Origin of the sequence: Paraburkholderia azotifigens (genome assembly GCF_007995085.1) — a bacterium.
GTDB classification, from domain to species: Bacteria; Pseudomonadota; Gammaproteobacteria; order Burkholderiales; family Burkholderiaceae; genus Paraburkholderia; species Paraburkholderia azotifigens.
This window is the reverse complement of the sequence record NZ_VOQS01000005.1, coordinates 1,489,674-1,515,382: the sequence shown is the minus strand read 5'-3', so window position 1 is coordinate 1,515,382 and position 25,709 is coordinate 1,489,674. Positions and strand designations below refer to the sequence as shown.

Sequence of the window (25,709 nt, the reverse complement as noted above, 5' to 3'; positions counted from 1 at the left end):
CGCATTCGACGTCGTGCGTCGTGTCGCAGGCGACGCATCTACGGCGATAACGGCATCGGATCGACTTTGCTTTAGCGCCGGGCCGCGCTTTTTCAGCATCGCGGCTTACGCCCGGAACATAACGGCATGGCATTGCGTCGCCATCGAGTCAGGGAGGACGGCCGTGCAGCGAGTCCGTCATGACCGGTCGCGATGTTGCTCTAGCGCATGCGTCCGCTCATTGCATCAGCAGTGTTCGAGCGCGTGCGACAGGTCGGCAATGAGATCGTCGGGATGTTCGAGCCCGACCGACACGCGTATCAAGCCATCGGAAACGCCCGCGGCGAGCCGCGCTGCCACGGGCACACCCGAATGCGTCGTCGACGACGGATGGCAGATCAGCGATTCCGTGCCGCCCAGACTCACTGCCGACCTGAACAGCGTCAAGCCGTTGATGAAGCGGAACGCCTGTTCGCGGCCGCCGTCGAGCACGAAAGCGAAGGTCGAACCGGGCCCGCTGCATTGCCGCCGATACACCGCCTGATAAGCGGGATCGTCGATCAGTTCCGGATGCAGCACCTTCACGGGCTTGAACGGATTGCTGGCGAGCCAGCGCGCGACGGTGGTGCCGCTGCGCGCGGCATGTTCCATACGCAGCACGAGCGTTTCCATCGAACGCGTGATCATCCAGCACGAATGCGGATCGAGTTGCGAGCCGAACGTGCTACGAATGGCGCGCACCCTGGTGATGAGATCGCGACTGCCCGTAACGCCGCCCGCGACCAGATCGCTATGTCCGCCGATGTACTTCGTGAGCGAATACACGCTGAGGTCGATGCCCTGACTGACGGGCTTCTGAAACAACGGACCGAGCAAGGTGTTGTCGCACACGGAAAGCGGGCGGTATCCATGACGTGCTTCGAATGCGTCGATCTCTTGCCGCAAGCCTTCGAGATCGAAAAGCGCGTTGGTCGGATTGGCGGGTGTCTCGACGTAACACATCCGCACCTTGCCTTTCTGCGCGGCTGTTTCGAGCGCGTGACGAATCGCCTCGATCGACAGGCCATCGTCGATCACTTGAGAAGCGATGCCCCATTCGGGCAGGAACTTCGAAATCAGCGTTTCGGTTCCTCCGTAGAGCGGCGCGGATTGAACCACACAGTCGCCGGGCCGCAAAAAAGCCAGCAGAATCGCCGCGATCGCGGCCATCCCGCTGGACGTCACGGCGGCCGCTTCCGAATCGTCGAGCAGCGCGAGCCGATCTTCGACGATCTCCAGATTCGGATGATTGAAGCGGCTATACACGAGGCCCGCGCTTTCGCCTTCGGGAAGCGGCTTGCGGCCCGAGACCATGTCGAAGAACTCCGCGCCGTCTTCGGCCGTGCGGAACGCGAACGTCGATGTCAGGAAAACGGGCGCCTTGACCGATCCTTCCGACAGGAACGGATCGTAGCCATAGGACATCATCTGGGTTTCGGGATGCAGGTTCCGGCCTGCGATCTTGCGTTTGTGGTAATTGCGGTAGGGCATTCTTCGCTCCATGCAAGGCAGTGGGAAGAAGGCCGGCTGTGATCCGATCAGGGCGCGCGAAGAGTGTTCGCGATCACGCCGGCGTGCCTCTTTATGCTACCGCATTGGACGCGAGGGCCGCGCCCCTGCGTCGGCATGCGATCAGCTGCCGAAGAAGATGCTGCAGTAGCTGATTGGGCCCGCGCAATTGTCGCGATGCGTGCTGTCGTCGAGACGATGCAAGAGGCCGAAGCCCTTCTGCTGCGAACCCGTCTGATCCTTGCTATTTGCAGTGCCGCCGTAACCCGAGGTCTGCATGTCGCTCTGCTGCGGCTGAGCGACGCGCGTGCTTTCCTGAGCGTGCGAAATGGCAGGCGCAGCGATAGCGGCCGCCACGACGAGAGTGCGAATAAAAGATTTCATGCCGATCTCCACAAACGAGGCGCCGCAGAAGTCGCTCCACGGCGCTTGAAAAAAACTGATACACGAGGATGCGCGAACACCACTGCTTCAATGGGGGGCGGCATCCGCTTTGACATACGTCGATTCCCAACCGCCGCCCAGCACCTTGCACAAGGTAATGAGATTGGCCGCGGCGTCGGCTCTGCTTTGCTCGAGATTGCGCTGCGCATCGAGCAGCTGCTTTTGCACATTGAGCACATCGAGAAAGTCGACGGCCCCCGCCTTGTAGCGCTGACGCGCAATCGACAGCGCGCGCAGATTCAGATCGACCACCGCTTCGAGGCGGTTATGGCGTTGCTGCTCGGCGTCATACACGATCAGCGCATCATCCACTTCACGCCACGCCTGAAGCACGGTGCGCTTGTAGACGATGGCGGCTTCCTGTTGCTGCGCTTCGCGCAATTGAAGCGTTCCCTTGAGGCGTCCGCCTTCGAAAATCGGCAGCGTGATCGACGGTCCCACGACGAACTGACCCGATGCCCAATCGGCGAGATTGGATAGTTGCAGGCTTTGGAATCCGGCGCTGCCGTTAAGCGAAATGCGTGGATAGAAATCGGCTTTTGCCATGCCGATTGCGGCCGTGGCTGCATGCAATTGCGCCTCCGCTTTGCGGATGTCAGGCCTGCGCTGTGCCAGCTCGGACGGAAAACCAATCGGCACCTGCTGAGGAAGACGCGGCACGTCGCGCGGATCGGCAAGCATGTCGCGCAGTGCGCCGGGCTCTTTGGCAAGCAACACGCCTATGGCGTTGATCGTCGTTTCCCGGCGCGATTCGAGAGTCGGAATCAGACTTTCGATCGTCGCTTCCTGCGCCGACGCATTGGCCACGTCGAGATCGGTCGTCACACCTTCGCGCACGCGCGTCTTCGTGAGCTTTGTCGCGTCGCGAGCGATATCGAGGTTCTGCCGGGCAATCTGCAGTAAAGCCTGCGTGTCGCGCAACTGGACATAGTCGCGCGCGAGTTCGGCGCGCGCGGACAACAACACCGCGTTGCGTTCTTCCCAGGAAGCATCCGTCATCGCGGACGCGGCTTCTACACTGCGTCGAACGCGGCCCCAGATGTCGACTTCCCATGAAGCATCGAAGCCGAACTGATACAGATCGTAGGCGGGCGAGCCCTTCGAACCCGGCATCGCCGACACACCGAGCGGCGCGCTGCCCGATGCCGATTGCGGTTGCGTGCTCGTCGGCGTGACGCCGAGCAGGGACAGGATGCCGTTTTCGCTGCCGCGCTCGCGGTTATACGATGCCGCTCCCGTCAAGGTCGGATATTCCGCTGCGCCCGCGACGCGCTGCTCGGCCCGGCTTTGCCGCAGACGTGCAGAGGCCGCGGCCACATCGAGATTCGCATCCGCAAGCTGCTTTTCCAGTGCATTCAGCGTGGGATCGTCGAAGAGTTCCCACCAGTCCGCATTGAAGCCGGACTCGACCGGCTTGCTCGGCGCCTGCGCAGTCTGCGTCCGGTCGAAGACGTTGGGCGGCGATTGCGCCGGACGTTCGAAATTCGGCCCCACCAGACAGCCGCTCAGCGCGAGGCTAAGCAGTACAGCCAACGCGGGCGTACGAAAAGACAAGTCGCTCGCGTTCATTTCTTGTCCGCTCCCGCAATCGTCGCATCGCCATGCTTGTTCACCGCGACTTCCGCTTCGACAGAGAGCCCCACGCTCAATGCCGATGCGGCTTGCTGACCCGGGTCGATGGTGATCTTGACGGGCACGCGCTGCACGATCTTCGTGAAGTTGCCGGTTGCGTTGTCGGGTGCAATGGGCGCGAAGCTCACGCCCGTTGCGGGAGCCAGACTGTCGATGTGGCCTTGGATCACGACGCCCGGAAAGCTGTCGACGGTGATGCGCACGCTCTCGCCGGGCCGCATTTTCGTGATCTGATTTTCCTGGAAGTTCGCGACGACATACGCATCCGAAAGCGGGACGATCGCGAGCAGGGTTGTGCCGGGCGTCACAAATGCGCCGACTCGCACAGAACGCCGCCCCACTTTGCCGTCGACGGGCGCGTGAATCTCCGTGTACGACAGATTGAGCTTTGCCTGCTCCAATACGGCCTGAGCATGCGCCAGCGCGCCGGCAGCCTTGTCGCGCTGCGTGCGCAGCACGTCGAGATTCTGTTCGGTCGCGGCCAATGCGGCGCGGTCGTGAGCCTGCTGTGCGAGTTGCTCGGCGAGTGCGCTCGCGGCGTGCTGCTGCTCCTGGGCCGTCCCCGCACCGGCTTCCGACAGATTGTGATAACGCGCCGCATTGGCTCGCGCGAAATCGATCGACGCTTCATCGGAACGCAGCGTGGCGCGCGCCTGATCGACGAGAGAAGGGTGCCGCGCAATCTCGGCGTCGTAGTTCGCTACGGATGCCTTGGCAGCCGCTACGTCCGCTTGCGCGCTCAGCAATGCGGCCTGATAGTCGCGATCGTCGATACGAACCATCAGTTGGCCGGCCTTCACCTGCTGGTTGTCGTCGACCAGGACCTCTGAAATCTGGCCGGCTACGCGCGGCGCGACCAGCGTGAAATCGGCGGCGACGTAGGCATCGTTCGTGGACTCGGCGTCGGGATGCGCAAGCAGTTTCGCGCAGCCCCAGGCAGCGACGGCGAGCACGCCCACAGCAACGGCGATGCGAACCAGTTTGGGCGAAAGTCGGATGACGGATGGCATATGAATCGATCTTTAGCGAGTGGAAGGCGGCGTGCTCCAGGGCGGATAAATACGCACAGGAAGCACTGGAACGAGGAGAAGCACGGCAACGGCGATCACCGCCATCACGCGATAGAGATCGGCGGAAGTGAGTACTACCGCCTGCTCATGAATGCGGTGCGCGAGTTCACCAAGACCATGAGCGGCGTCGATGCTCTGGCTCGCAATCAATGCGTTGTTGCCCAGATGATCGACCAGCATGCTCGAATGAAAATGTTCGCGAGCGGTGCCGAGACTGTCGATCAGCGCGGTCCCCGCCACGCCTGCGAAAGCCTTGAGCGAGTTGAACATCGCCGAAGCAAACGGACCCTCTGTCGGCGGCAAGCCCGTTGTCACGCCCATCAGGATCGCGAGAATCACCATCGGTTGCGCTACGATCTGAAGCGACTGGAGCCAGTAAAAGTTGTCGCGGATCCATTCCGAGGTCATGAAGCTGCCGAGGAAACACGTCGTCGCGACGAGCGACAGTCCCAATGCCATGACCCACCGCGAATCGATGCGGCGCATGTTCAGAAGCGCGGCTGTCAGCGGAAGCACTATCAGCATCGGAAGGGCAACCAGCAAAGAAAGCGGTGCCGTTTGCAGCGGCCTGTATGCGTGAATTTTCGCGAGGAACTGCGCCGGAATCACCGCGACGCCCACCAGCAGAATCACCGCGCACGCCAGCGTCGTCAGCCCATGGGAGAAATTCCGCCGATACAGCAGTTGCAGCTTGAAGAACGGCAGCGGGTGATACCACTCGTTGACGAGAAACAGAATGAAAAGCAGTGATCCGCCCAACAGCATCACGCAGATAAACGTCGAATTCAGCCAGTCGAGGCGATCGCCCTGCAACAGGCCCATGACGAGCATCGCGACAGCCGGCAAGCCCGTGAACAGACCGATCCAGTCGAATGAACGGAATCGCTCGAGCTTCATCGCATCTTGCGGCAGGCCATACTGGATTGCCGCACAGCTGATCAAACCGAAAGGCACGATCTGCCAGAACGCCATCTTCCAGCTGACGTACTCGGTCCACAAGGCGGCCAGCGGCGTGCCGATCGTGGGCCCGAAGGTCGCCGTGAGCGCATAGCCCGCGAGGCCATACAACTTGATTTTCGGCGGCAGATAACGCAGCGCCACGATGATCAGCATGGGCGGCAGACAGCCGCCGGCAATCCCCTGCAGAACGCGCAATACGTAAAACGTCGACAGGTTCGGCGCAAAAGGACATAGCAAGCCGAACAACATCGACGCTGCGACGGCAACGAGCGTAAACCGCTTCAGGGTGAAAGTAATGCCGAACCACGGCGCGAAGATCATCGTGCTGACGTTGGCGGCTTCGAACAGCACCGTGAGCCAGCTGCCGTCGTCGTGCCCGATCGAGAGTACGCCGCGAACGTCCGTCATGGCCAATGCGGTGACCTGCTCGTTGACAATCGCGAGCAGCGACGCGAGCAACATCCCGATCAGACCCGTGGCGAGGCGCAACGACATCGTGGGCTGCGCAGGAGCGGGCGCCGGTGCTTCCGGCGCAGCCGACGTGGCGGGGGCAGACGGCACAACCGTCGTAGCCGCTTCGGTCGTCAGTGGGGTGGCAGTCGTCATAGCGGGCGCTCGGTTGATGGGTCTGAACAAACGTATCGCATCCGCGGATAAGCCAGGCAAATGACCCTAAGGCCATTTATATGGTTAATTAAACGGGAGTTTCGGCGGTGTTTTCGCCGTGCGATAACTGGAGTAATTCTAGGATTCAGACGAGGCTTATCAAAGTCGCCGCATGTGAAGTTTCAGGCCAACTGATTCCAGAATCTGGCCATAGGGGTGCTACTGATCGATTACACGATCAGACGGAAATTCTCTTTTTCCGTACGCTCAATTAAGAACGATCGGCGAAAGATCGATTAGAAATATTTTTTATGAAGAAAGGTCTCGAGGTTGTGCCCGCGAGGTTTGCGAATCGGTGTGCCCGTGGACGCTCGCCGATCTGTCTGATTCTGAAACACATAGTTGTTATACACGCATCGACGAAGAATAGGGTAGTCGATAGAATCAAGACGTATTGAAACAAGATTCGACAGGTTTAAATTGGGTTAACTGTTATTGATTGGTGAGCGAAAATGAAATTCTCGGTTAAAGAAATCATCCTTCCGGACGACATTTCCAGAATTGAACGCGCGATGAAAAGTGTCGACGGCGACGCAAAAGTCGATGTGAACGTGAGTGCGAATACGGTAAGTGTCGATTCATGGCTGATGCCAGAGGAGTTCTTCGTCGCATTCCATGACGAAGAATACGACGTGGCGATTCTCGAGGCATAGCGTTCGACGCGGCCGGCGGTACACGAGCCCGGCCGCATCGAATCAGGCATCGTCGTCGTGAATCGACTTCAGCAGCAGCACGCAGCTTGCGATTGCGAATACGCAGGCGCCGACCGCGTAGCGCATTAGCGTTCTGTCAGTCGGGAACACCCCACTGAATGCAGCGAGTGGCGCACCCACAGCAACGAAGACACTCACCTTCAACAGAATAGCCCTGAGTTTTAACTGAAACATGGTCTGCTCTCGATGTCAGGTGTCGGCCGGTTTCGACCACTAATGCGAGTCGCGGCCGACGTTTGCGTCTATTGGCCACTTCACCCTTGTTGCTGCGCCTCTGCAAAGTACTGCGGCGCCTCACGCCGGTCGAACATCCCGTACTCGCGGACGATGCGCACATGCCGCAGACGCACCCCGTCAGGCAGCTTCGCATCCCGTTCAAAGGCAGTTGCCGCCGCGAGATCGTCCCAGGTCGCCACGGCGATCACATCGCCCGGCGCAAGCAATGCGTCGAATACATCCCAGGCAAGCAGGCCGTGCGTCGCATGATCGAGCCCAAGCGATGCCGCAACGGATTCCGCGCCGGCCTGCTTGACCCATTCGGGCGCGCGGTGTCCGTCGAGCAAGGTGACGGCTTTGCCGAGTCCCGTCTCGGTCGTGTCGAGGCGCTGCTCGATCAACGCGTGGCCTTCGGGTACGTGCGTATCCGCAACGTTCTGGCCGATACGCAAGCGATAGTCGGAGAACACGCGATCGCGCGCTGCCTGCTGGATCCGGTGATGGTTCTGGGTGGTGCGCCAGCGAACCAGCGACTTTTCATCCCGCCAGCTGGACAGAGACAGCAGCCATCCGTCGCGCGTCAGGCTCCCATAACGCGTGTTGTCGATGAAGCCATCGATCTGTTCGAGTTCGGGGCGCAACATCTTCGCCATCCCGAGATACGCGTTGAATTGTTCGGGGATTGGCTTCACTTCGAGCATTGCGGAAAACATGTCACATTCCTTCGAGGGGTGGGGTAACCGAGCGGCGGCAGTGCAGCAGGAGAGGACCGGTCGTCCCTAATGTCGCTCAGTGGATGAAGCCATTGTGGGAGATCAACCCGCTTTCTTGAAGCGCACACGTGCCGGGTTACGGGCCAATCAGTGCTCGATTTGCGCCATGAGGAGATGGAACGCGATATCGTGTCAGCGGATGAAATGGTGTGTTTTCCTAATGGACAACAATCGATCAAGATATCGAACCTACAATTGCACACCTGACCGTTTCAGAATCGCGCCCGCTCGCGAAACGGTCTTCCGTGTTGAACTGAAGTTGGGAATCAGGATGGACAAGTTTCGAGAGATGGAGGTGTTCGTTGCCATCGTCGATCAAGGCAGTTTCACCGGTGCGGCTGACAAGCTCGGCATGTCGGCACCTACGGTTTCAAGGGCGCTGCATTCGCTGGAAACGCGTGTGGGCGTACAGTTGATTGCGCGGACCACCCGCTCGATCCGTCCCACGGATGCAGGCATGGCTTATCTCGACGCGAGCCGCAAGGTGCTGGATACGATCGCGGACGCAGAGGCCAATATCGCCGCCGAGCAAATCAGGCCCGCGGGCACGCTGACGATTTCCGCACCCGTATTGTTCGGGCAACGTTTCATCGCGCCGCTCATCAATGCGTATGCCAATAGCTATCCCGACGTGAATGTGAATGTCGTCTATGTCGATCGCACGACGCGGCTGATGGAGGAAGGCGTCGACATAGCGATACGCATCGGTCATCTCGGCGACTCTTCCGTATTCGCCGTGCCGCTCGGCGCGGTGCGGCGCCGAACCTACGCGGCGCCCGCCTATCTCGAAGCGCATGGGGAACCCGTTCATCCCAGAGACCTGAGTGCGCACCACTGCGTGTCTTATACGGGGGTGACGCATCCGCTCGAATGGGTCTTCTACGAAAACGGTGTGCGCGTGCCCGTACGTGTGCGTCCGCGCATGATCGTGGACCTGGCGCCCGCTGCCGTCATCGCGGCCGTCGACCGGGTGGGCATCACGCAATTGCTTTCTTATCAGGCGGCGCCCGAAATTCTCAATGGAAGTCTTCAGCGGATCTTGATGGCATTCGAGCCGGATTCGATACCCGTGAATCTGCTGCATGTGGAGCGGAAGGGCACGAGCATCAAGGTTCGATCATTCGTTGAATTCGTGACGGAAACGCTGCGCAGAAACGTCCACCTTCAGTTCGTCGACGCGCCGAAGAAACTGCCGGTATATGAGGACTAGCGGCTCAAGCTTCCGTCTGCCCTGACTGGACTGCAAGACGCAGTTCCCGATAGGCGGAAACCAGCGCTTCCAGACTGAATGCACGATTGAGACCGCTAGGGTTCGGCAGCACCCAGGTACTCGCGCCGCCGAAGCTAAGCGATTGCAGTCCCCATTCGATGTCACGTTTGCCGGTGAGTTCGGCAATCGCCATCTTGCCGAGGAACGCGATGTAGCGCGGCGCGTAGCACGCGATCTTCAGTTCGAAATCCGCCGCGGCAGCCTTGATTTCCGCGCGCGACAACTGGTCCGCCCGCGCGGTGGGGCGCGATACGGCAGTCGTCAGTCCGCACGCATAGTGCAGCAGAGAGCGTCCGGCTTCGGGGCGCAATTCTTCGCGTGTAAAGCCAGCGAGATGAAGCGTCCGCCAGAACCGGTTGCCGCGTCCCGCGAAGTGGTGGCCTGTCGATGCCGCGCGCAGCCCCGGGTTGATGCCGCAAAATATCACCGACAAACCCGGTTCGAGGATATCCGGAAGCGCTTGAGGCGAAGCGGAATGCGCGATGGAACCGGGAATCATGTGATTCGCGCCGCTCATTCGCTGACGGTCTCGAGCGCCAGCGATTGCGCGGGCGCCACCCCGTGAAAGCGCGCGCGATACTGCTTCGGCGTCACGTTGAGCCTGCGGGCGAAGGTGGTGCGCATATGTGTCGCGCTATGAAAGCCGCATTTGAACGCGACGGTCTTGAGCGGCGCATTGGTTTCTTCAAGCAGCTTTCTCGCCGTATCCACCCGAACCTGTTCGACGAATGCAGACGGCGTCACCTTTGCATATTTGGCGAACATGCGCGAGAAGGTACGTCGACTGACGGAGACCGCGCTTGCGAGTTGCTCGATGGAGAGTACGTCCGTAATGTGATCCATCACGTAGCGATGCACCTTGCCGATAATGGGATCCTCATCCTTGCGTACGCCGACATAGGGACTGTATTGCGATTGGCCTCCTTCGCGCTGGATATAGACGACCAGCCGTTTCGCGACGCGTACGGCCAGTTCATGTCCCCAGTCTTCGGCCACCAGCGACAGACACAGGTCGATGCCCGCCGTGACGCCGGCCGAAGTGAAGAGGCGCCCGTCACGAATGAAGATTCTGTCCGGTTGCACGCGTGCTTGCGGGAAGTCGTCCGCGAGGCGTCCCGCTTCGGCCCAGTGAGTCGTCACCTGGCGGCTATCGAGCAGACCGGCACGAGCGAGCACGAACGCGCCGTTGCAAACGGAGCCATAGCGGCTCGCGCCGTTTGCCTGACGCCTCAACCAGTCGAGAAAGTCGGCGCGAGGCTGGAAGTCGGGCAACTGCGGCCCGCCTGCGATCAGCAGCAGGTCGCATTGCTCGTCGTAGTCGGCGAAGCCGAAGGGGACGGCCAGTTGCATTCCATTCGATGCCGTCACCATGCCCGCCTTGTAGCCGACGCAAGATACCTGATAGCGCTGATGTTCCGGAACAAACGTATTGGCTTCGGCGAATACATCCAGCGGGCCTGCGACATCCAGGGCCTGCACACCATCAAATATGACAACGGCGACTTTCATTTCGTGACCTTCGTTGGCGGTAAGCACGCTCTCCGGGCACAGCCTGGCGACGCGCAGTCGTTCAGCCTATCGCAAGAATGAACGAAAAATGTATCGCGGCCGGCAAATGTCCCGCGTACTTTTTCCGGAATGCCAGGCTTGTCTCGAGTCTGCATCATCAACAGAAACTGCATAGTCAGACATCATGCAGCGGCTGGCCGACAAGTGTGTGAGTTTGGCCCGTTAACTATCCTTTTAAACCAGCATGCGGGACCGATGGCCTTCAAAATGCCTCTGCAGCCCTCGCAATTCTTCCAGTTGCACATCAAGAACGTGCTGGATGGACCGGCGATGTACGGTGAACCCGTCAGATCGATCGTCCGCAAACTGGTGCTGAACATACGCTGTTCTCGAGTTGGAAGGGATATCGGCCTTCAATCGGGTCGCTGAGACGATCAGCGTCCTTCATCGTTCGAGATAGCCATGACCCAAAACCCAAACGTAGCTCCACAAGTCCTCGCGAAACGCGAGCATGCCGGCGAACGCATGTCGGGTGCCGACATCATTTTGCGCGTACTCAGCGAGCAGGGTGTCGATACGCTGTTCGGGTACAGTGGCGGCGCAATTCTGCCGACCTACGACGCCGTCTTTCGCTTCAACGAATTGAACGAGTCGAACCCCGAGCACCAGATCAGGTTCGTCGTTCCCGCGAATGAACAGGCTGCGGGCTTCATGGCGGCCGGCTATGCGCGTGCGAGCGGAAAGGTCGGCGTGTTCATGGTGACGTCCGGCCCGGGCGCGACGAACGCCGTGACGCCGATTGCCGACTGCAATGGCGACTCGATTCCTGTCGTGCTCATCTGCGGACAGGTGCCGCGTGCCGCGATCGGCAGCGATGCGTTTCAGGAAGCGCCTGTTTTCAACATCATGTCGTCGTGTGCGAAGCAGGTCTTCCTCGTGACCGATCCGGAAAAGCTGGAGCAGACGTTGCGGACCGCATTCGAAGTCGCACGGACGGGCCGGCCGGGCCCCGTTGTCGTCGATGTACCCAAGGACATCCAGAACTGGACGGGAACCTACGAGGGCCACGGAACATTGCAGTTTCGGGGTTACTCGGACCGTCTTCGCATGGTGGCAAAGGGCGCCCGGCTCGGCGACGACAAGCGCGCTGCATTCTTCGACTTGCTGGCGCAGAGCAGGCGTCCGCTGTTATATGTCGGCGGCGGCGTGATTGCCGCGGGCGCGACGGCCGGGTTGCTGCAGTTTGCCGAGCGCTACCGTATCCCCGTCGTGACGACGCTGATGGGGCTCGGCGCCATACCCGTGAAGCACGAACTGTCCCTCGGCATGCTCGGTATGCACGGCAGCGCGTGCGCGAACTATGCCGTCGAAGATTGCGATTTCCTGATCGCGTTAGGCGCCCGGTTCGACGATCGCGTCGCGGGGGGACGTCCGGAAGCATTCGCGCCGAATGCGCGGTACGTCGCGCACATCGACATCGACGAAGCCGAGATCAACAAGGTCAAACGCGCGCACTGGACGCACGTAGGCGATGCCGGAAACGCGCTTCGCTCGCTGATGGAATCGGACTCGAATGTGCAGGCGCCTTCGGACTGGCTCGAACAGATTCAGGAACTCAAACGCGTCTACGGCATGAATTACGACCGGAACAGCCCGGTCATTCAACCGCAATACGTTATCGAACGACTCAGCGACATGACGGGAGGGCGGGCGATCGTCAGCACGGGCGTCGGTCAGCATCAGATGTGGGCGGCGCAGTTTTTCGACTTCGTCGAACCGCGGAGTTTTCTGACATCGGGCAGCATGGGGACGATGGGCTTCGGGTTGCCCGCTGCAATCGGCGCTCAATTCGCGCGGCCGGATGCGCTCGTGATCGATATCGACGGAGACGGCAGTATCCGCATGAATGTCGGCGAACTCGAAACGGCCAGCACTTACGGCGTTCCCGTGAAGGTGCTGCTGCTCAACAATGTCGGCGATGGAATGATCCGGCAGTGGCAGCATCTCTATTACGAAGGGCGATTATTCGTCAGCGACAAGACGCTTCATCGCAAGGACTTCGTGATGGCGGCGCAGGCAGACGGGTTTGGCTTTGCCCGCCGCGTCGAAGCCGTCGATGAACTCGACGATGCGCTCAGTGCTTTCCTCTCGTTCGATGGACCGGCGTTCCTCGAAGTGATGATCGATCAGAACGCGGATGTCTATCCGATGGTCGGGCCCGGACAAAGCTACGCGACGATGATCACCGGACCATTCATCCCGTCGCGGACCGGGCAGCAGGCAAGCAGTGGCAAGGGCGCCGCGCGCTTGCCGGCCGCGGATATGTTCTAGCATCGTGAGCATCGGATGATTGACTTCGATTCAGCCATCAAGGCTCTGGCTCATCCATTCCGCCGAAAGGTGCTGGAGTGGCTGGCCGATCCGGAAAAGTACTTTAGCGAGCCTGAGTACACTGCCTTTCGGTCCGTCTCCGCGGGCATGCTGCACACGCGAAGCGGATTGTCGCAATCCACGGTGTCGGGCCATCTTTCGCAGCTTGAAAAGGCCGGTCTCATCGATGCGCGGAAGGTCGGCCAATGGACGTTCTTTTCGCGTAACGAAACCGCGCTCCGCGAGTTTGCCGACCGCTGCTATGCCGACGTGGCCAGGCTCGACAAGCATCCTTAGCACTGTTGCAGGATGGCCGGAAATTCGCATCAGTTGTCCCAGGACCGTCGCAGTTGACGCGGCGATGGAACCACACAAAACCTAGACTGTATTCACCAGCGGTCAGGAGATCGCTGGTCCTGGCGAGCACAGGGACCGGGTGGCAGGAGCCATGCGGTGTTGCACGAGTTGACGTGAACGATGGCGACGCAGTATGTCGTCTCTTTTCGCGCGCCGATTTTGTCTTCGTGTACCTGTGAAAGCGTTGGCCTCGCCAGGGCAGCCACAGGTGCTGCCCTGGCCTGTTGTGTGGCGGTTATCGGGCGTAAGCCCGGCTGAGGACAGAATCATCATGATGATGCGGAACCGGAAAACCTCCTTCCTGTTTGGAGGCAATGCTCCTTATGTCGAGGAGCAATACGAAACCTATCTTGCAGACCCGGCCACGGTGTCGGACGACTGGCGCGGCTATTTCGACGCGTTGCAGGGCACGCCGGCGCTGGATGGATCGAATGCAGGCGACGTCCCGCACGGGCCCGTTGTGTCGCGTTTCGTCGAGCTGGCGAGGCAGCCGCGAACGGATGGGCGCCCGGAGCACGACGTCCTGGGCTTCGCGCGCAAGCAGGTCGCCGTGCAGGCATTGATTTCGGCGTATCGAATGGTCGGTACGCGCAACGCCCGCCTGGATCCGCTGCGCTGGACCGCGCCGTTGCCCATGGCCGAACTGAACCCGGCTTACCACGATCTGACCGCGGCAGACATGAACACGAAGTTCAGCATGTCGGGCGCCTGGTTCTCGGAGCAGGATGAAACGCTCGGCGATCTGCTGCAGGCGCTAAAGGAAACCTATTGCGGGACGCTTGGCGCGGAGTTCATGCATCTGGCCGATCCCGGGCAGCGCGACTGGTGGTCGATGCGTCTCGAGTCTTCGCGTGCCAAAGCGAAGCTGGATAAAGGCGACAGGCTTCACATTCTCGAACGGCTGACTGCGGCCGAGGGCCTCGAAAAGTACCTGCATGCGCGCTACGTTGGACAGAAGCGCTTTTCGCTCGAAGGCGGCGAGTCGTTGATCGTGCTGCTGGATGAACTGATCGCTTACGGCGCAACACACGGTGTGAAGAGTTCGATTCTCGGCATGGCGCATCGCGGCCGTCTGAACGTGCTCGTGAATATCGTCGGTAAGCCGCCGGCTGCCTTGTTCGACGAGTTCGAAGGCAAGACCGCGAATCTGCTGCCGGCGGGCGACGTGAAGTATCACAAGGGCTTTACGGGCTTGCTGCCGACCGCGACGGGGCCCGCGGAAGTGACGCTCGCGTTCAACCCGTCGCATCTCGAAGTCGTCAACCCGGTCGTTCAAGGCATCGCTCGCGCGCGTGCCGATGTGTTGGGGCTGGGCGCGGGCGCGGTGCTGCCCGTAGAGATTCACGGGGACGCCGCGATTTCGGGGCAGGGCATCGTCATGGAAACGATGAACCTGTCCAGCACGAGAGGCTACGGAACGGGCGGCACGATCCATGTGGTCGTGAACAATCAGGTTGGCTTCACGACTTCCGACCCGCGAGACGTGCGCTCGTCGTTCTATTGCACCGATATCGCCAAGATGATCGAGGCCCCCGTTCTTCACGTAAACGGCGACGACCCCGAAGCCGTGGTTGCGGCAACACGTCTGGCAATCGACTTTCGCGCGACATTCGGCAAGAGCGTGGTGCTCGATCTCGTCTGCTTCCGACGTCATGGGCACCAGGAACAGGACACGCCGACCATCACGCAGCCGTTGATGTACCGCTCGATTGCGAGCCACCCCGGCGTCCGTGCGCTTTACGCGAAGAAGCTGGTGGACGAGAAGATCCTCACATCGGAAGACGTGGCGAAGTACCTGCACGACTACCGCGAACGTCTCGACGCCGCGCAGTCCGTCGAAGCGAGGAAATCCGCCGCTCAGAAGAAGGAAGAGGCGAACTGGCCGCAACAGCTCGACGGAAACGTCAGCCGTATCTATGCACCGCCGCTGCTGGATCTCGTGCAAACGCTCGCGCTCAGGATCACGGGCGTTCCGGAGCAGTACGCGCTGCATCCCCTTGTCGGCAAAGTGATGGCTGCGCGCCGCGAGATGGCCGAAGGCAAGCGTCCGCTGGACTGGGGCATGGCGGAACATATGGCGTTTGCGTCGCTGCTGTCGGCGGGCATCGATGTGCGTTTGAGCGGACAGGATAGCGAACGCGGCACGTTCAGCCATCGCCATGCGGTACTGCACGATCAGAACCGGTCGAATCGGGCCGAGGGAACGTATGTGCCGCTGCATCATGTGTCCGATGACCAGGGGAAATTTTCGGTCACCAATTCGGTGTTGTCGGAGGCTGCGGTGCTGGGCTTCGAGTACGGATACTCAGTCGTCCGGCAGAATTCACTCGTGCTGTGGGAAGCGCAATTCGGCGATTTTGCAAATGGCGCGCAGGTCGTCATCGACAACTTTCTGTCGGCAGGTGCGGCAAAGTGGGGGCAACGCAGCGGCGTAACGATGCTGCTTCCGCACGGGCAGGAAGGAGAGGGTCCGGAGCACGCGTCGGCGCGTCTCGAGCGCTATCTGCAACTGTGCGCGGAGGACAACATGCGGGTCTGTCAGCCGACGACACCGGCGCAGATGTTCCACCTGCTGCGGATGCAGGCCGTGTTGCGCGATCGCGTGCCGCTCATTGTGATGACGCCAAAGTCGCTTCTGCGTCACCCGGAAGCGGTCAACAGTCTCGAAGAGCTGGCAACGGGCCGATTCAGCGAAATACTCGTCGAATCACTGGCGACTGAAGCGGCGGCCAGAATCGACAAGGTCATTCTGTGCTCGGGGAAGGTCTACTACGAACTGCTCGAGCGCCGGCGTAAGGCAGGCAAGGACAACATCGCGTTGATCCGCGTCGAGCAGCTGTATCCGTTTCCCGCAAAGCAGATCAGTGCGCAGCTCGAGCGCTATCCGAATCTGAAGCGCGTCGTGTGGTGTCAGGAAGAGTCGAAGAACCAGGGAGCATGGCGTTTCGTCATGGAGCCGTTGCTCGACATCGTGAAAGCGCCTGCCACGCTGCGCTATGTCGGACCTGATGCAGCGGCATCGACCGCACCGGGCTACAATTCGATGCACATTGCGCGTCAGGAGAAGTTCCTGCACGCGGCGATCGACGAGTGATGAGCAGCGATGGCGAACGGGAGGCGATGCTTCCGATTCGCCATGCTGATCAACGAGCTGAAGCATCACTCATCAAAGCGCTTTCGACGCGGCACTAGCAAGCCTGCGGAGTTCATCGAACTGGGTAACGAGTTCGAAGCACAGTAGAAACGCAAAGACGGAAGCCGGTCCGGGATAACGCTCCATCCAGCGCAAGCACGGTGTGGCATAACGCGTTCTGATCGGCGTACGCGTCATGAGAAACGTGATGGCAATCCCGATTGCCGCGCCCGCAAGCAGATCGGTCGGGTGGTGAAAGCCAAGGTAAGCGCGAGGAAAGCAGATGAAGAGTGCCGTATAGGCAATGACCAGGATGCCTGCCATGCGCCGGACAATGAAAATTCCTGTGGCGACGGCCATCCACAGCATCGCGTGATCGCTCGGGAATGAACTCCAGGTCGACAGCCGTGCATCGCCTCCAGAACTGTTCGCGAAGTGCAGATGTAAGTTGGGATCGTAGATGGGACGCATCCGGAACGGCAGGAAGTCCGCCAATACTCTCCCAACAAAAAGCGCCAGGAACCCGCTCACGACGGTTGCGATCACCATTTCGCGCTGCCAGTCGCGGCGTTCACCCGGTTGAAACCAGATCCACCATAAGATAGGGATAAGCACGAGTCCCCGGAACGTATACATGTCCGTGAGGGCTCTCATGACGAGGTTCGGCACTGGGCCGAGATGGATGTGCGTTAGATATGTTTCTATAGTTGTATCGAAGTTAAGCATGTATTTCAGTACCACCGGATTCAAAGCAATGAAGCCCGCGGAGTAGCGATTTCTGTTCCCGAACGGCGGGTCGGGAATAGTGGTTAAAAAGGTGTAACGCGCCTCGTAGCTTTATTCTCTTTTTTCTTGCGAGCGTCTATCGGGTGTGACACGCACACGCGCACTGGAAACACGCATTGGAAAATCGAAACGACGTGCGGCCACAGGTGCCGCACGTCGATCAGATTGAAGCCGGCAGGGTTCAGTCGTCCGTGTGAAGTCCGGGCAGCGCGCGAGTGCCCTCTGCTTTCACCGAATGCAGTTCGTCAGGGTCGACGCCCAACGCACGCAGAATGGTCGGTGCGACCTGAGTCGTGGTCACGCGGCCTTCGACCGTCTTGCCGTGATGGCGGCCATCCGGAAACGAAACGATCAGCCCGAGGTGGCCGTCGTCGGGCGCATTGCCGCCGTGCTCCTCATCCTTCTTCGTGCTCGACGTGTAGATGACGCCGGGATTCGGCTGCACGATGATGTCCGGCGTACGGCCGTTCGACGGATCGCCGAACAGCGATGCGAGCCGCGCGCCCGACAGGATGTACGCTTGTGGACCGTCCGCGCAGATGCCCATCGTGGTGCAACTCAGATTCGCCTTCAGCGTCGCGACGACTTGCGGGAGCTGCGACTGGTCACGCAGCCAGATCAGACCTACGTCGTCGGTCTGTACCATGCCCGTGCCGACACGTCCCGTGCCATCGTTCAGTGCTTTGGCGTTGCCGTTCTGGCCGAAATTGCCGTTCGGATCGAGGTAGTTCTTCGATTCGAGCAGCGCCGTGAGCGTATCGCCGTTCTTGACGAGCTTCGAGTGGTCCGTAGGTGACTGTCCGTGCTTGGCCGTGACGATCACCATCGTCGAACTGGCGAGATTACGCGTCTTCAACTCCGCGACCATCTTGCCGATCGCATCGTCCACATATCCGATCGCTGCCGCCACCTGCTTGCCGGGCGTGAAGCTCGTATCGACGTAGCCGCCATCCTTTGCGACAGGGGCTTTTTGCGCAACGCTCAGCGTCTGGAAGTTCGTGCCGAACAACGTCGGCACGGGCGCGTTGCGCGTTCCCGTCGAATCTTTTCCATCGATCTCATTGATGATCGACGCGACGTGGAGGTTGTCGAAGATTTCGGTATTCGTATAGACGTCGGTATAGTCGTTGCCCGTCGCCGGATTGATCGAATTGATCTCGGTGCGCGACAGATCGTCGACGCCGCGTCCCGACGGTCCATTCAGCCAGTCGTAACCCCAAGCGTGCTTGTCGGCCCATGCAGTGCGCGAGTCGCGAACGTGCTCCTTCACGACCTCGAATACCGTATTCGTCCTGATGTAATCGTGCGGATAGACGGGCGTGCATTTGCCGTCATGTTTTGCGCGCGGAATGGCGTCGGGATTGAAATTGCCGCCGCCGTCGAGATGGATCAGGGCGCCGCCGCCTTGTGCATCGATGCCCGTCGTTTCGTCGAACACGACGTTCCAGCCTTGCGTACCCGTGCAATCCGTGTCGGACGGCGCGTATAGCGTGCGGTCGTAGGACACGTCATAGAAAAGCCCTGCGGATTTCGGCGATCCGCCCGTGACGAGCGCGGCGAGGCCGGGGAACGAATCCGACAAGCCCGGCGTGTAGGCGTTCGTGTACGTGACGCCGGACTTCGCCAGCAACGCGATATTCGGGCAGCTGTTCGCGCCGATGCAGCGCGCCACATCCTGCTCATGCAGGCCATCGACACTGATCAGCAGCACATGTCTGATCGCGTTGTCTCCGTTGTCGTGCCCTCGCCCTTGTCCGTCATCCGCTTGCGCGGTCGCTAGCGGCACGATCATCGAACCCGCCAACGCACCGGCTCCAACCCATCTGATCAGTCGACTCATTATTCACCTCGCGTGATGTCGCATACCAATTTCGAATTGTTACGGCAGCGGTAATGTGCGCGTGAAATGCGACCTCACGATGAAGCGGGGCTTTCGTTTAGCTCAAGGTATGAGAATGAAAATCAGGTTTTGACCTGGCGGGGTGGAATTCGAATAGAGAGACACGCAGGCAGCACATGTTGCGCAATCGCCGATGCTAGCGGATATCGACGATCGCATCGCGCACCTCGACACGTCGCGGTATGACGCGTTCCCGGTAGGCCAGATCCGCGGCGTCCTGCTGTGCTTTCACGACTTCATCCGTGAGCGGGTAGTGGACACCCCATTCGAGTCTAGGCAGCGCTCGCGACCAGACGTCCAGCCGGACGCCTGTACTCTGCGCGAGGAACTCCGCTGTTTGTGCCGGGTGCGCGAGTTCGCTCGCGGTCTGTTTATCGAGTACGTCGAATAGCAGACGCAGTGCCGCAGGGTAACGCCGTGCGAAATCGCGCGAACCGATGTAGAAGCCATATTGCGCAACCGACAACTGACCGATGGTGAGAATCGTGCGCGCGCCTGTCGAGAGCTCGGTATCGGCATAGCGCGGATCGGGCACGGCCCACGCGTCGATGAAGCCGCGTTCGAATGCGGCGCGCGCATCGCTGTAATTCAAGTAGACGAATTGAACCGACGTGACGGGCACGCCGGCGTCGGCTAGCGCCTTGAGAACGAACAGATGCCCTTGCGATCCTTTTGCGAAAGCGATCTTCCTGCCTCTGAGATCTTCCACGCGCTGTATCGTCGATCTGGCCGGCACGATGATGCCATAGCTCTTCTGCAACTTAGGGGCAAACGCAACGTAGACCACGCCCGGCGCGGCACCCGCCTGCGCGAGAATGGGCGGCGTCGAACCGACGGCGCCGACATCCACATCGCCTGTGTTGATCGCTTCGACGAGCGGCGCGCCATAGACGAACTCCTTCCATCTGACGGCGACGCCATGTGCGGAAAAGACTTTCTCGAGTTCGCCCGATGCGCGCAATGCCACGAGCGGGTCGCCCTTCTGGATACCGATGTTGATGGCGGCAGGCCAGCTTGCGTCTGCATAGGCCAACGACTGAAAGCCGAAGCAGACGAGGCAAGCGAGAAAGGCGCGCCACGATGGACGGCGGAACGGCAGCATGATGTAAGTCGCCTTGCTCAGAATGTCAGGAGTGGAAATGCGGATTCACGGGACGTGTGAGGCCGTAGTGGCCGCGCAGCGTATCGGCTGCGTACTCGCGCCGGAAAATGCCGCGCTTCTGAAGAACTGGAATGACGTGATCAACGAAGATGTCCAGTTGCGCGGGTAAAACAGGCGGCATGATGTTGAAGCCATCGGCTGCACGGCTTTCGGTCCAGTCTTCGATCACGTCGGCGATACGCTCGGGCGAACCTGCCAGTGCGAAGTGACCGCGCGCGCCTGCGAGCTGTCGAAGCAGTGTGCGCAGCGTCGGACGTTCGCGCGCGACCAGATCGGTGATGACGACGGCGCGGCTCTGCGCGGCCTGGACTGTCGACGGATCGGGAAAGTCGTCGCGCGAGAGCGGCTGATCGAGCGGGAGCGTGCTGAAATCATGTCCGCCAAAGCGGTTCGACAGGCGGCTCAAGCCGACGTCGATATCGGTGAGTCCGTTCAGTTCTTCCAGCAGTGCTTGTCCTTCGGCATCGGTCGAACCGATGGCGGCACTGAGGCCCGGCAGGATCACGACTTCATCCGCGCGTCTTCCTGCCGCGATGGTTGCCTGTTTCAGTTCGGCGTAGAAATCGGCCGCGGATGCCTTCGTCAGATGAGCGGTGAAGACGGCTTCCGCATGACGCGCGGCAAATGCTTTGCCCGTCGCAGACGAACCGGCCTGCACGAGCACGGGCCGACCTTGCGGCGAGCGCGGCAGATTGAGCGGTCCCGCTACGCTATAGAAGCGTCCCTTCCAGTCGATCCGTCGTACACGACCGCGATTCAGGAAGCGGCCGCTCGTGACGTCGTCGATGATCGCGTCGTCGGCCCAACTGTCCCACAGCGCTTTCACCACTTCGACGAATTCGTCTGCCCGGGCATAGCGCTCGCTATGTTCGGGCGTGCGGTCGTAGCCGAAGTTCGGTGCAGCGCCGCCGACCCACGAAGTCACGATGTTCCAGCCGACGCGTCCGCCCGAAATATGATCGAGCGACGCGAACTGGCGGGCGAGATTGAACGGCTCCGTATAGGTTGTCGATGCAGTGGCAATGAGCCCGATATGCGACGTTTCGCGTGCCAATGCAGCGAGCGTCGTGAGCGGTTCGAGCGCGCCGCTCGCGACGTAACGCGCGCCGTCGCCGAGTTCGAGCGAGTCGGCAAAGAAGATCGAATCGAAACGGCCGGCCTCTGCGCGCCTGGCGAGATCGGCAAAATAGCTGACGTCGGTCAACGCTTTGCGAGTCGCGCCGGGATGTCGCCAGCCTGCTTCATGATGACCGCGGCCGTGTATGAACAGATTGAGGTGAATGGAACGGGACATGGACGCCTGGTGTCGGAACGCTTGCGGAACAGTGCGGATCGATGACGGGAACATCCCATTCTATTGACGGCATCAGGCGACTCAAACGAACAAAGACAGATATCGATATCACCTGCGGCGGCCCGTCATACGGGTAAGCAGCGGCGCATATAACGATGTGGAGATTAATTGGTGGCGGTTCGGCGGAAAGCGCAGAGACAATCACTCCCGTTTTTCGCGGCGTGTTTTCAAACGCGCGAGTCCTCTGTGTGTCAAGCCACTTTTCCCATCGTGATGATTCTCCGAACGCTTCGTGACCGGGCGCATTTCACGCGCTCTTTTTCTCGCATCTCATGTGTGCTCGGCATGGCCGCGCTTCAGATTGCAGGCGTCGCGGCGCTGTCCGCTTCGGCTCATGCGGCGCCCGCGGGCACGCTCGTCTTCTGCTCCGAAGGCAGTCCCGCCGGGTTCGATCCCGGCCAGCACACGACGAGCACCGATTTCGACGCCAGCACGTACACCGTGTACAACGAACTGGTGCAGTTCAAAGCCGGCACGCTCGATCCGGAACCCGCGCTTGCAACGAGTTGGGATATATCGGCCGATCAGCGCACGTACACGTTTCATCTGCGAAAAGGGGTGAAGTTCCAGACGACGGCATGGTTCAAACCGACGCGCGAGTTCAATGCCGACGACGTGCTGTTCACGTTCAACCGCATGCTGCACACGGACGATCCTTTTCGTAAGGCGTATCCAGCCAGCTTTCCGTACTTCAGTGATCTCGGTTTCGACAAGAACATCGAGAGCATCGAACGGGTGGACGACTACACCGTGCGCTTCCACCTGAAAGAACCCGACGTGATCTTCGTGCGCAATCTCGCGATGAGCTTCGCTTCGATTCTTTCCGCGCAATACGCTGCGAAGCTGGCAGACGCGCACCGCGAAGCGGACATCAATCAGTTGCCGGTCGGCACGGGGCCGTTCACGTTCCGTTCGTATCAGAAGGATGCGCTGATCCGCTATGACGCGAATCCCGATTACTGGCGTCCCGCCGATGTGAAGCTCGCGCATCTGGTGTTCTCGATCACGCCCGATCCCGCGGTGCGCGTCCAGAAGCTCGCGAACGGCGAATGCCAGGTGTCGGTGTTTCCGCGACCCGCGGATCTCGATGTGGTCAAACGCAATCCCGCGCTGACGCTCGTCTCGGGTGTCGGCTTCAATGTGGGCTTCGTCGCGTACAACACGCAGCACGCGCCGTTGAACCGGCTCGAGGTTCGCCGCGCACTCGATATGGCCATCGACAAGCCCGCAATCATTCGGGCCGTGTTCTCCGGCAATGCGACAGTCGCGACGAACCCGATGCCGCCTGCGCAGTGGTCGTACGACAAGGAACTCAAGGATGCGCCGCACGATCCGGCAAAGGCCAAAGCACTGCTCGCTCAGGCGGGCTTTCCGGACGGTTTCGATCTGACGCTATGGGCGATGCCCGTGCAGCGTCCCTACAACCCCAACGCGCATCTGATGGCGGAACTGATCCAGCACGACTGGGCGCAGATCGGCGTGCGCGCGAAGATCGTCAGTTACGAATGGGGCGAGTACAACCGGCGCGCGAAGCAGGGCGGCGAGCACGACGCGATTCTCTACGGCTGGTCCGGCGACAATGGCGATCCCGACAACTGGCTCGGCACCTTGCTCGGCTGCGACGCCGTGCATGGAAGCAACGTCGCCAAATGGTGCGATCCGGCGTTCAACGGACTCATCGAAAAGGCGCGCGGGACGTCGGACGTGAAGGAGCGTACGCGCCTTTATGAGCAGGCACAGGTGATCTTCAAGCAGCAGGTGCCCTACACACCTGTTGCGCACTCGATCGTTTCGCTACCGGCTTCGAAACGCGTCAGCGGGCTGGTGTTCTCGCCGCTGGGCAGTCATCGGTTCGATGGCGTGTCGATCGAGTGAAATCGCGCGAGCCGCTGACTCAAGCGGCGATCGCGCGCCGGATGGCTTCGGCGAGTTCCGCCGCCTGAAACTTCGCCACGAAACCGTTGGCGCCCGCATTGCGCACATGGGCCTCGTTCGCGGAGCCCGTCAGCGACGAATGGATCACGACGGGCATGTCGCGCATCCGGTTGTCGGCGCGGATGCGGCGTGTCAGCGTGAAGCCGTCCACCTCGGGCATTTCCAGATCGGTCAGCACCATCGTGACGGCATCGCGCAAGCGGGTCTTGTTCCGCTGCGCTGCGTCGGCCATTTTCACGAGAATCTGCCACGCTTCTTCGCCCGTCTTGGCCATGATCGATTCGGCGCCGATTTCGCCGAGCGCCTGCTGGATCAGCGTGCGAGCGAAGCCGGAATCGTCGGCGGCGAGAATGCGGGTGCCGGGCGGCAACTGGAGGATGCCGGCCGGATTCGCTGTTTTGGCCGGCACCTGGTGAGTCGGGAGCACGTCGCGCAGCACCTGTTCGACGTCGACGACCTGTGCCAGCCGCGAATCGCCCGTGTTGCCGTCGATCCGCGCAATGCTCGTGACGAGCCCCGATCCCGCCGCAGCGTCCGCCGGGAGCACCTGATTCCAGTCCAGACGCACGATGTCGTCCACTTCCTGCACGGCGAAGCCCTGAGTGGTACGGGCGAATTCGGTCACCAGCAGGATGTTCAGCCCGCGAGTGGGCTCGCAGCCCATGAGCCTCGGCAGATCGACGACGGGAATAACTTGCCCGCGAATATTGACGGCGCCCATCACACAGGGGGACGCGCCGACGATCGGCGTGATGGTCGGCATCGTCAGGATTTCGCGGACCTTGAATACGTTGATGCCGTACAGTTCGTGCGCGGTGTCGCCCGGCACGCTGCCAAGCCTGAACAGGAGCAGTTCGAACTGATTTGAACTCGTCAGGGTCGTGCGTGCATCGGTTGAATGATGGTCCATCATGTAGCTCTGAAATTTACGGGCGTAGCGGCGCTTGCGCCTTGCATACACGTATATCGGCCTGGGCGCGAAAAACATGAACGCCGGTGAAAACCCCGTGGCGCACCGCGCCCGGATGAACGGTCGTTCGAATCGGGCGATTCCGACGACCGCCCTTCATGCAGCCGGATGACGGGTCAGTCCTGTTCCGGCGCGGCGCGACCGGGCGGTAGCAAGGCTTGCGCGGCGGCTTCCGAAAACTGCATCGACCGCCCTCCGATCCGCAATCGTTCCGGATCTGACGGATCGCGCTGGACATCGGGCAATCCATGCGCGGCGAGCGCGCGGGGCGCAGCCGGTCCAGTCGCCGGCCGTGCCCGTGTCCGGTTCGTTGATCGACGCCCAGGACAGCGTACCCAGCACGGATCTTGCGCGGCAACGATACACGAGTCTTCATTCCGGATCCTCGTGCATTCGAGGCGGTTGGTCCGCAGCACCGCCTGCACAAAGGATGGTGAGGCAAAGCGCGTTCAAACGCAGGCGGGTTCAACCCTTTCCGCGGACCCGGAAGCGGGGAAGCGGCCTGCACCGCTGACGGAATGCCAGGGGGAAGCGTCGGCGCTCGTGGCTGTTCATCTCGACGCGCTCAAGGTTTCGCTGGAACTGCGTGGCTTGAATGGCGTCGTGCAAGTGCGCGGCGACCGGACCCAGTTGCAGCAGGTCGTCATCAATCTGTTGATGAACGGTGCCGGGTCGATGATGGCGCGCGGCAGCGATCGCCGCCTCGTACTCGAGTGCGCGGCGGAAGCGGACGATCTCGTGAGCGTGACGGTGGACGATCTGGGCAGCGGCATTGCGCCGGGCATTGCTCACCGGCTACACGAACCCCTGTTCACCACAAAGGAAAACGGCATGGGTATGGGGCTTGCCATTTCGCATTCGATCGTCGATGCAGATGGCGGCAAGCTGACCTTGTCCGCACGCGAAGGCGTCGGCACGCGCGCAACTTTCACGCTGCCACGGCTCGCGCACTAAAACGCGGT

21 protein-coding genes are annotated in these 25,709 nt (G+C 60.8%); 7 read left to right on the top strand and 14 right to left on the bottom strand.

Annotated elements, in window-relative coordinates; all coding sequences use genetic code 11:
- Positions 1-225 precede the first annotated feature (225 nt).
- From FRZ40_RS38770 to FRZ40_RS38750, 5 genes are all read right to left on the bottom strand, one after another.
- Positions 226-1,509 (bottom strand): cystathionine gamma-synthase family protein, encoded by a 1,284-nt coding sequence (locus FRZ40_RS38770; protein ID WP_147237762.1) that lies wholly within the window; start codon positions 1,507-1,509, stop codon positions 226-228.
- Positions 1,510-1,650: 141 nt separating this feature from the next.
- Positions 1,651-1,911: a hypothetical protein gene (locus FRZ40_RS38765; protein ID WP_028366177.1), complete on the bottom strand. Its 261-nt coding sequence runs from the start codon at positions 1,909-1,911 to the stop codon at positions 1,651-1,653.
- 87 nt (positions 1,912-1,998) lie between these two features.
- Entirely contained in the window at positions 1,999-3,540 is a 1,542-nt protein-coding gene (locus FRZ40_RS38760) for an efflux transporter outer membrane subunit (RefSeq protein WP_147237760.1), read from the bottom strand.
- Entirely contained in the window at positions 3,537-4,613 is a 1,077-nt protein-coding gene (locus FRZ40_RS38755; RefSeq protein WP_147237758.1) for an HlyD family secretion protein, read from the bottom strand. The genes FRZ40_RS38760 and FRZ40_RS38755 overlap by 4 nt, the downstream gene beginning before the upstream one ends.
- Positions 4,614-4,625: 12 nt before the next feature.
- Positions 4,626-6,239, bottom strand: coding sequence for an MFS transporter (locus FRZ40_RS38750; protein ID WP_147237756.1), 1,614 nt, complete (start codon positions 6,237-6,239; stop codon positions 4,626-4,628).
- 512 nt (positions 6,240-6,751) lie between these two features.
- On the opposite strand from FRZ40_RS38750, the gene FRZ40_RS38745 reads away from it, so the two are divergent.
- Entirely contained in the window at positions 6,752-6,952 is a 201-nt protein-coding gene (locus FRZ40_RS38745; protein WP_028366173.1) for a hypothetical protein, read from the top strand.
- Positions 6,953-6,994: 42 nt separating this feature from the next.
- On the opposite strand, the gene FRZ40_RS38740 is transcribed toward FRZ40_RS38745, so the two are convergent.
- On the bottom strand, positions 6,995-7,186 hold the full coding sequence (locus FRZ40_RS38740; RefSeq protein WP_147237755.1) for a DUF2964 family protein: 192 nt from the start codon (positions 7,184-7,186) through the stop codon (positions 6,995-6,997).
- 80 nt (positions 7,187-7,266) lie between these two features.
- On the bottom strand, positions 7,267-7,941 hold the full coding sequence (locus tag FRZ40_RS38735; protein ID WP_147237753.1) for an antibiotic biosynthesis monooxygenase family protein: 675 nt from the start codon (positions 7,939-7,941) through the stop codon (positions 7,267-7,269).
- 79 nt (positions 7,942-8,020) lie between these two features.
- Between FRZ40_RS38735 and FRZ40_RS38730 the strand changes: the two genes are divergently transcribed.
- Positions 8,021-9,211 (top strand): LysR family transcriptional regulator, encoded by a 1,191-nt coding sequence (locus FRZ40_RS38730; RefSeq protein WP_240057467.1) that lies wholly within the window; start codon positions 8,021-8,023, stop codon positions 9,209-9,211.
- A gap of 4 nt (positions 9,212-9,215) precedes the next feature.
- Here FRZ40_RS38730 and mug read toward each other — a convergent pair whose 3' ends face one another.
- Both mug and FRZ40_RS38720 read right to left on the bottom strand, forming a co-directional pair.
- Positions 9,216-9,788, bottom strand: a complete 573-nt coding sequence (mug, locus tag FRZ40_RS38725; protein WP_028366170.1) for a G/U mismatch-specific DNA glycosylase — start codon at positions 9,786-9,788, stop codon at positions 9,216-9,218.
- Positions 9,785-10,780 carry a GlxA family transcriptional regulator gene (locus tag FRZ40_RS38720; protein WP_147237752.1) on the bottom strand — a complete coding sequence of 332 codons (996 nt, stop codon included), beginning with the start codon at positions 10,778-10,780 and terminating at the stop codon, positions 9,785-9,787. The genes mug and FRZ40_RS38720 overlap by 4 nt, the downstream gene beginning before the upstream one ends.
- A gap of 462 nt (positions 10,781-11,242) precedes the next feature.
- Between FRZ40_RS38720 and ilvB the strand changes: the two genes are divergently transcribed.
- The 3 genes from ilvB to FRZ40_RS38705 all read left to right on the top strand — a co-directional run bounded on the left by ilvB (position 11,243) and on the right by FRZ40_RS38705 (position 16,601).
- Positions 11,243-13,111 carry a biosynthetic-type acetolactate synthase large subunit gene (gene ilvB / locus FRZ40_RS38715; RefSeq protein ID WP_147237750.1) on the top strand — a complete coding sequence of 623 codons (1,869 nt, stop codon included), beginning with the start codon at positions 11,243-11,245 and terminating at the stop codon, positions 13,109-13,111.
- Positions 13,112-13,126: 15 nt separating this feature from the next.
- Complete coding sequence (locus FRZ40_RS38710; RefSeq protein ID WP_147237748.1) at positions 13,127-13,447, top strand: ArsR/SmtB family transcription factor; 321 nt, start codon at positions 13,127-13,129, stop codon at positions 13,445-13,447.
- A 331-nt stretch (positions 13,448-13,778) separates the two neighbouring features.
- The gene (locus tag FRZ40_RS38705) at positions 13,779-16,601 is read left to right on the top strand and encodes a 2-oxoglutarate dehydrogenase E1 component (protein ID WP_147237746.1); all 2,823 of its coding nucleotides are present in this window, start codon (positions 13,779-13,781) and stop codon (positions 16,599-16,601) included.
- Between the two features lie 72 nt (positions 16,602-16,673).
- Here FRZ40_RS38705 and FRZ40_RS38700 read toward each other — a convergent pair whose 3' ends face one another.
- The 4 genes from FRZ40_RS38700 to FRZ40_RS38685 all read right to left on the bottom strand — a co-directional run bounded on the left by FRZ40_RS38700 (position 16,674) and on the right by FRZ40_RS38685 (position 21,782).
- On the bottom strand, positions 16,674-17,366 hold the full coding sequence (locus tag FRZ40_RS38700; RefSeq protein WP_028366165.1) for a phosphatase PAP2 family protein: 693 nt from the start codon (positions 17,364-17,366) through the stop codon (positions 16,674-16,676).
- Positions 17,367-17,607: 241 nt separating this feature from the next.
- On the bottom strand, positions 17,608-19,266 hold the full coding sequence (locus FRZ40_RS38695; RefSeq protein ID WP_147237744.1) for an alkaline phosphatase family protein: 1,659 nt from the start codon (positions 19,264-19,266) through the stop codon (positions 17,608-17,610).
- A gap of 196 nt (positions 19,267-19,462) precedes the next feature.
- Positions 19,463-20,428, bottom strand: coding sequence for an aliphatic sulfonate ABC transporter substrate-binding protein (locus FRZ40_RS38690; RefSeq protein ID WP_147237742.1), 966 nt, complete (start codon positions 20,426-20,428; stop codon positions 19,463-19,465).
- A gap of 25 nt (positions 20,429-20,453) precedes the next feature.
- Complete coding sequence (locus tag FRZ40_RS38685) at positions 20,454-21,782, bottom strand: LLM class flavin-dependent oxidoreductase (protein ID WP_147237740.1); 1,329 nt, start codon at positions 21,780-21,782, stop codon at positions 20,454-20,456.
- A 345-nt stretch (positions 21,783-22,127) separates the two neighbouring features.
- Here FRZ40_RS38685 and FRZ40_RS38680 point away from each other — a divergent pair, with 345 nt between their 5' ends.
- On the top strand, positions 22,128-23,717 hold the full coding sequence (locus FRZ40_RS38680; protein ID WP_240057466.1) for an ABC transporter substrate-binding protein: 1,590 nt from the start codon (positions 22,128-22,130) through the stop codon (positions 23,715-23,717).
- A 19-nt stretch (positions 23,718-23,736) separates the two neighbouring features.
- Here FRZ40_RS38680 and FRZ40_RS38675 read toward each other — a convergent pair whose 3' ends face one another.
- Positions 23,737-24,690, bottom strand: coding sequence for a chemotaxis protein (locus FRZ40_RS38675; protein ID WP_028366160.1), 954 nt, complete (start codon positions 24,688-24,690; stop codon positions 23,737-23,739).
- Positions 24,691-25,290: 600 nt separating this feature from the next.
- Between FRZ40_RS38675 and FRZ40_RS38670 the strand changes: the two genes are divergently transcribed.
- Positions 25,291-25,701, top strand: a complete 411-nt coding sequence (locus FRZ40_RS38670; RefSeq protein ID WP_240057465.1) for an ATP-binding protein — start codon at positions 25,291-25,293, stop codon at positions 25,699-25,701.
- The last annotated feature ends 8 nt before the right edge of the window (positions 25,702-25,709 follow it).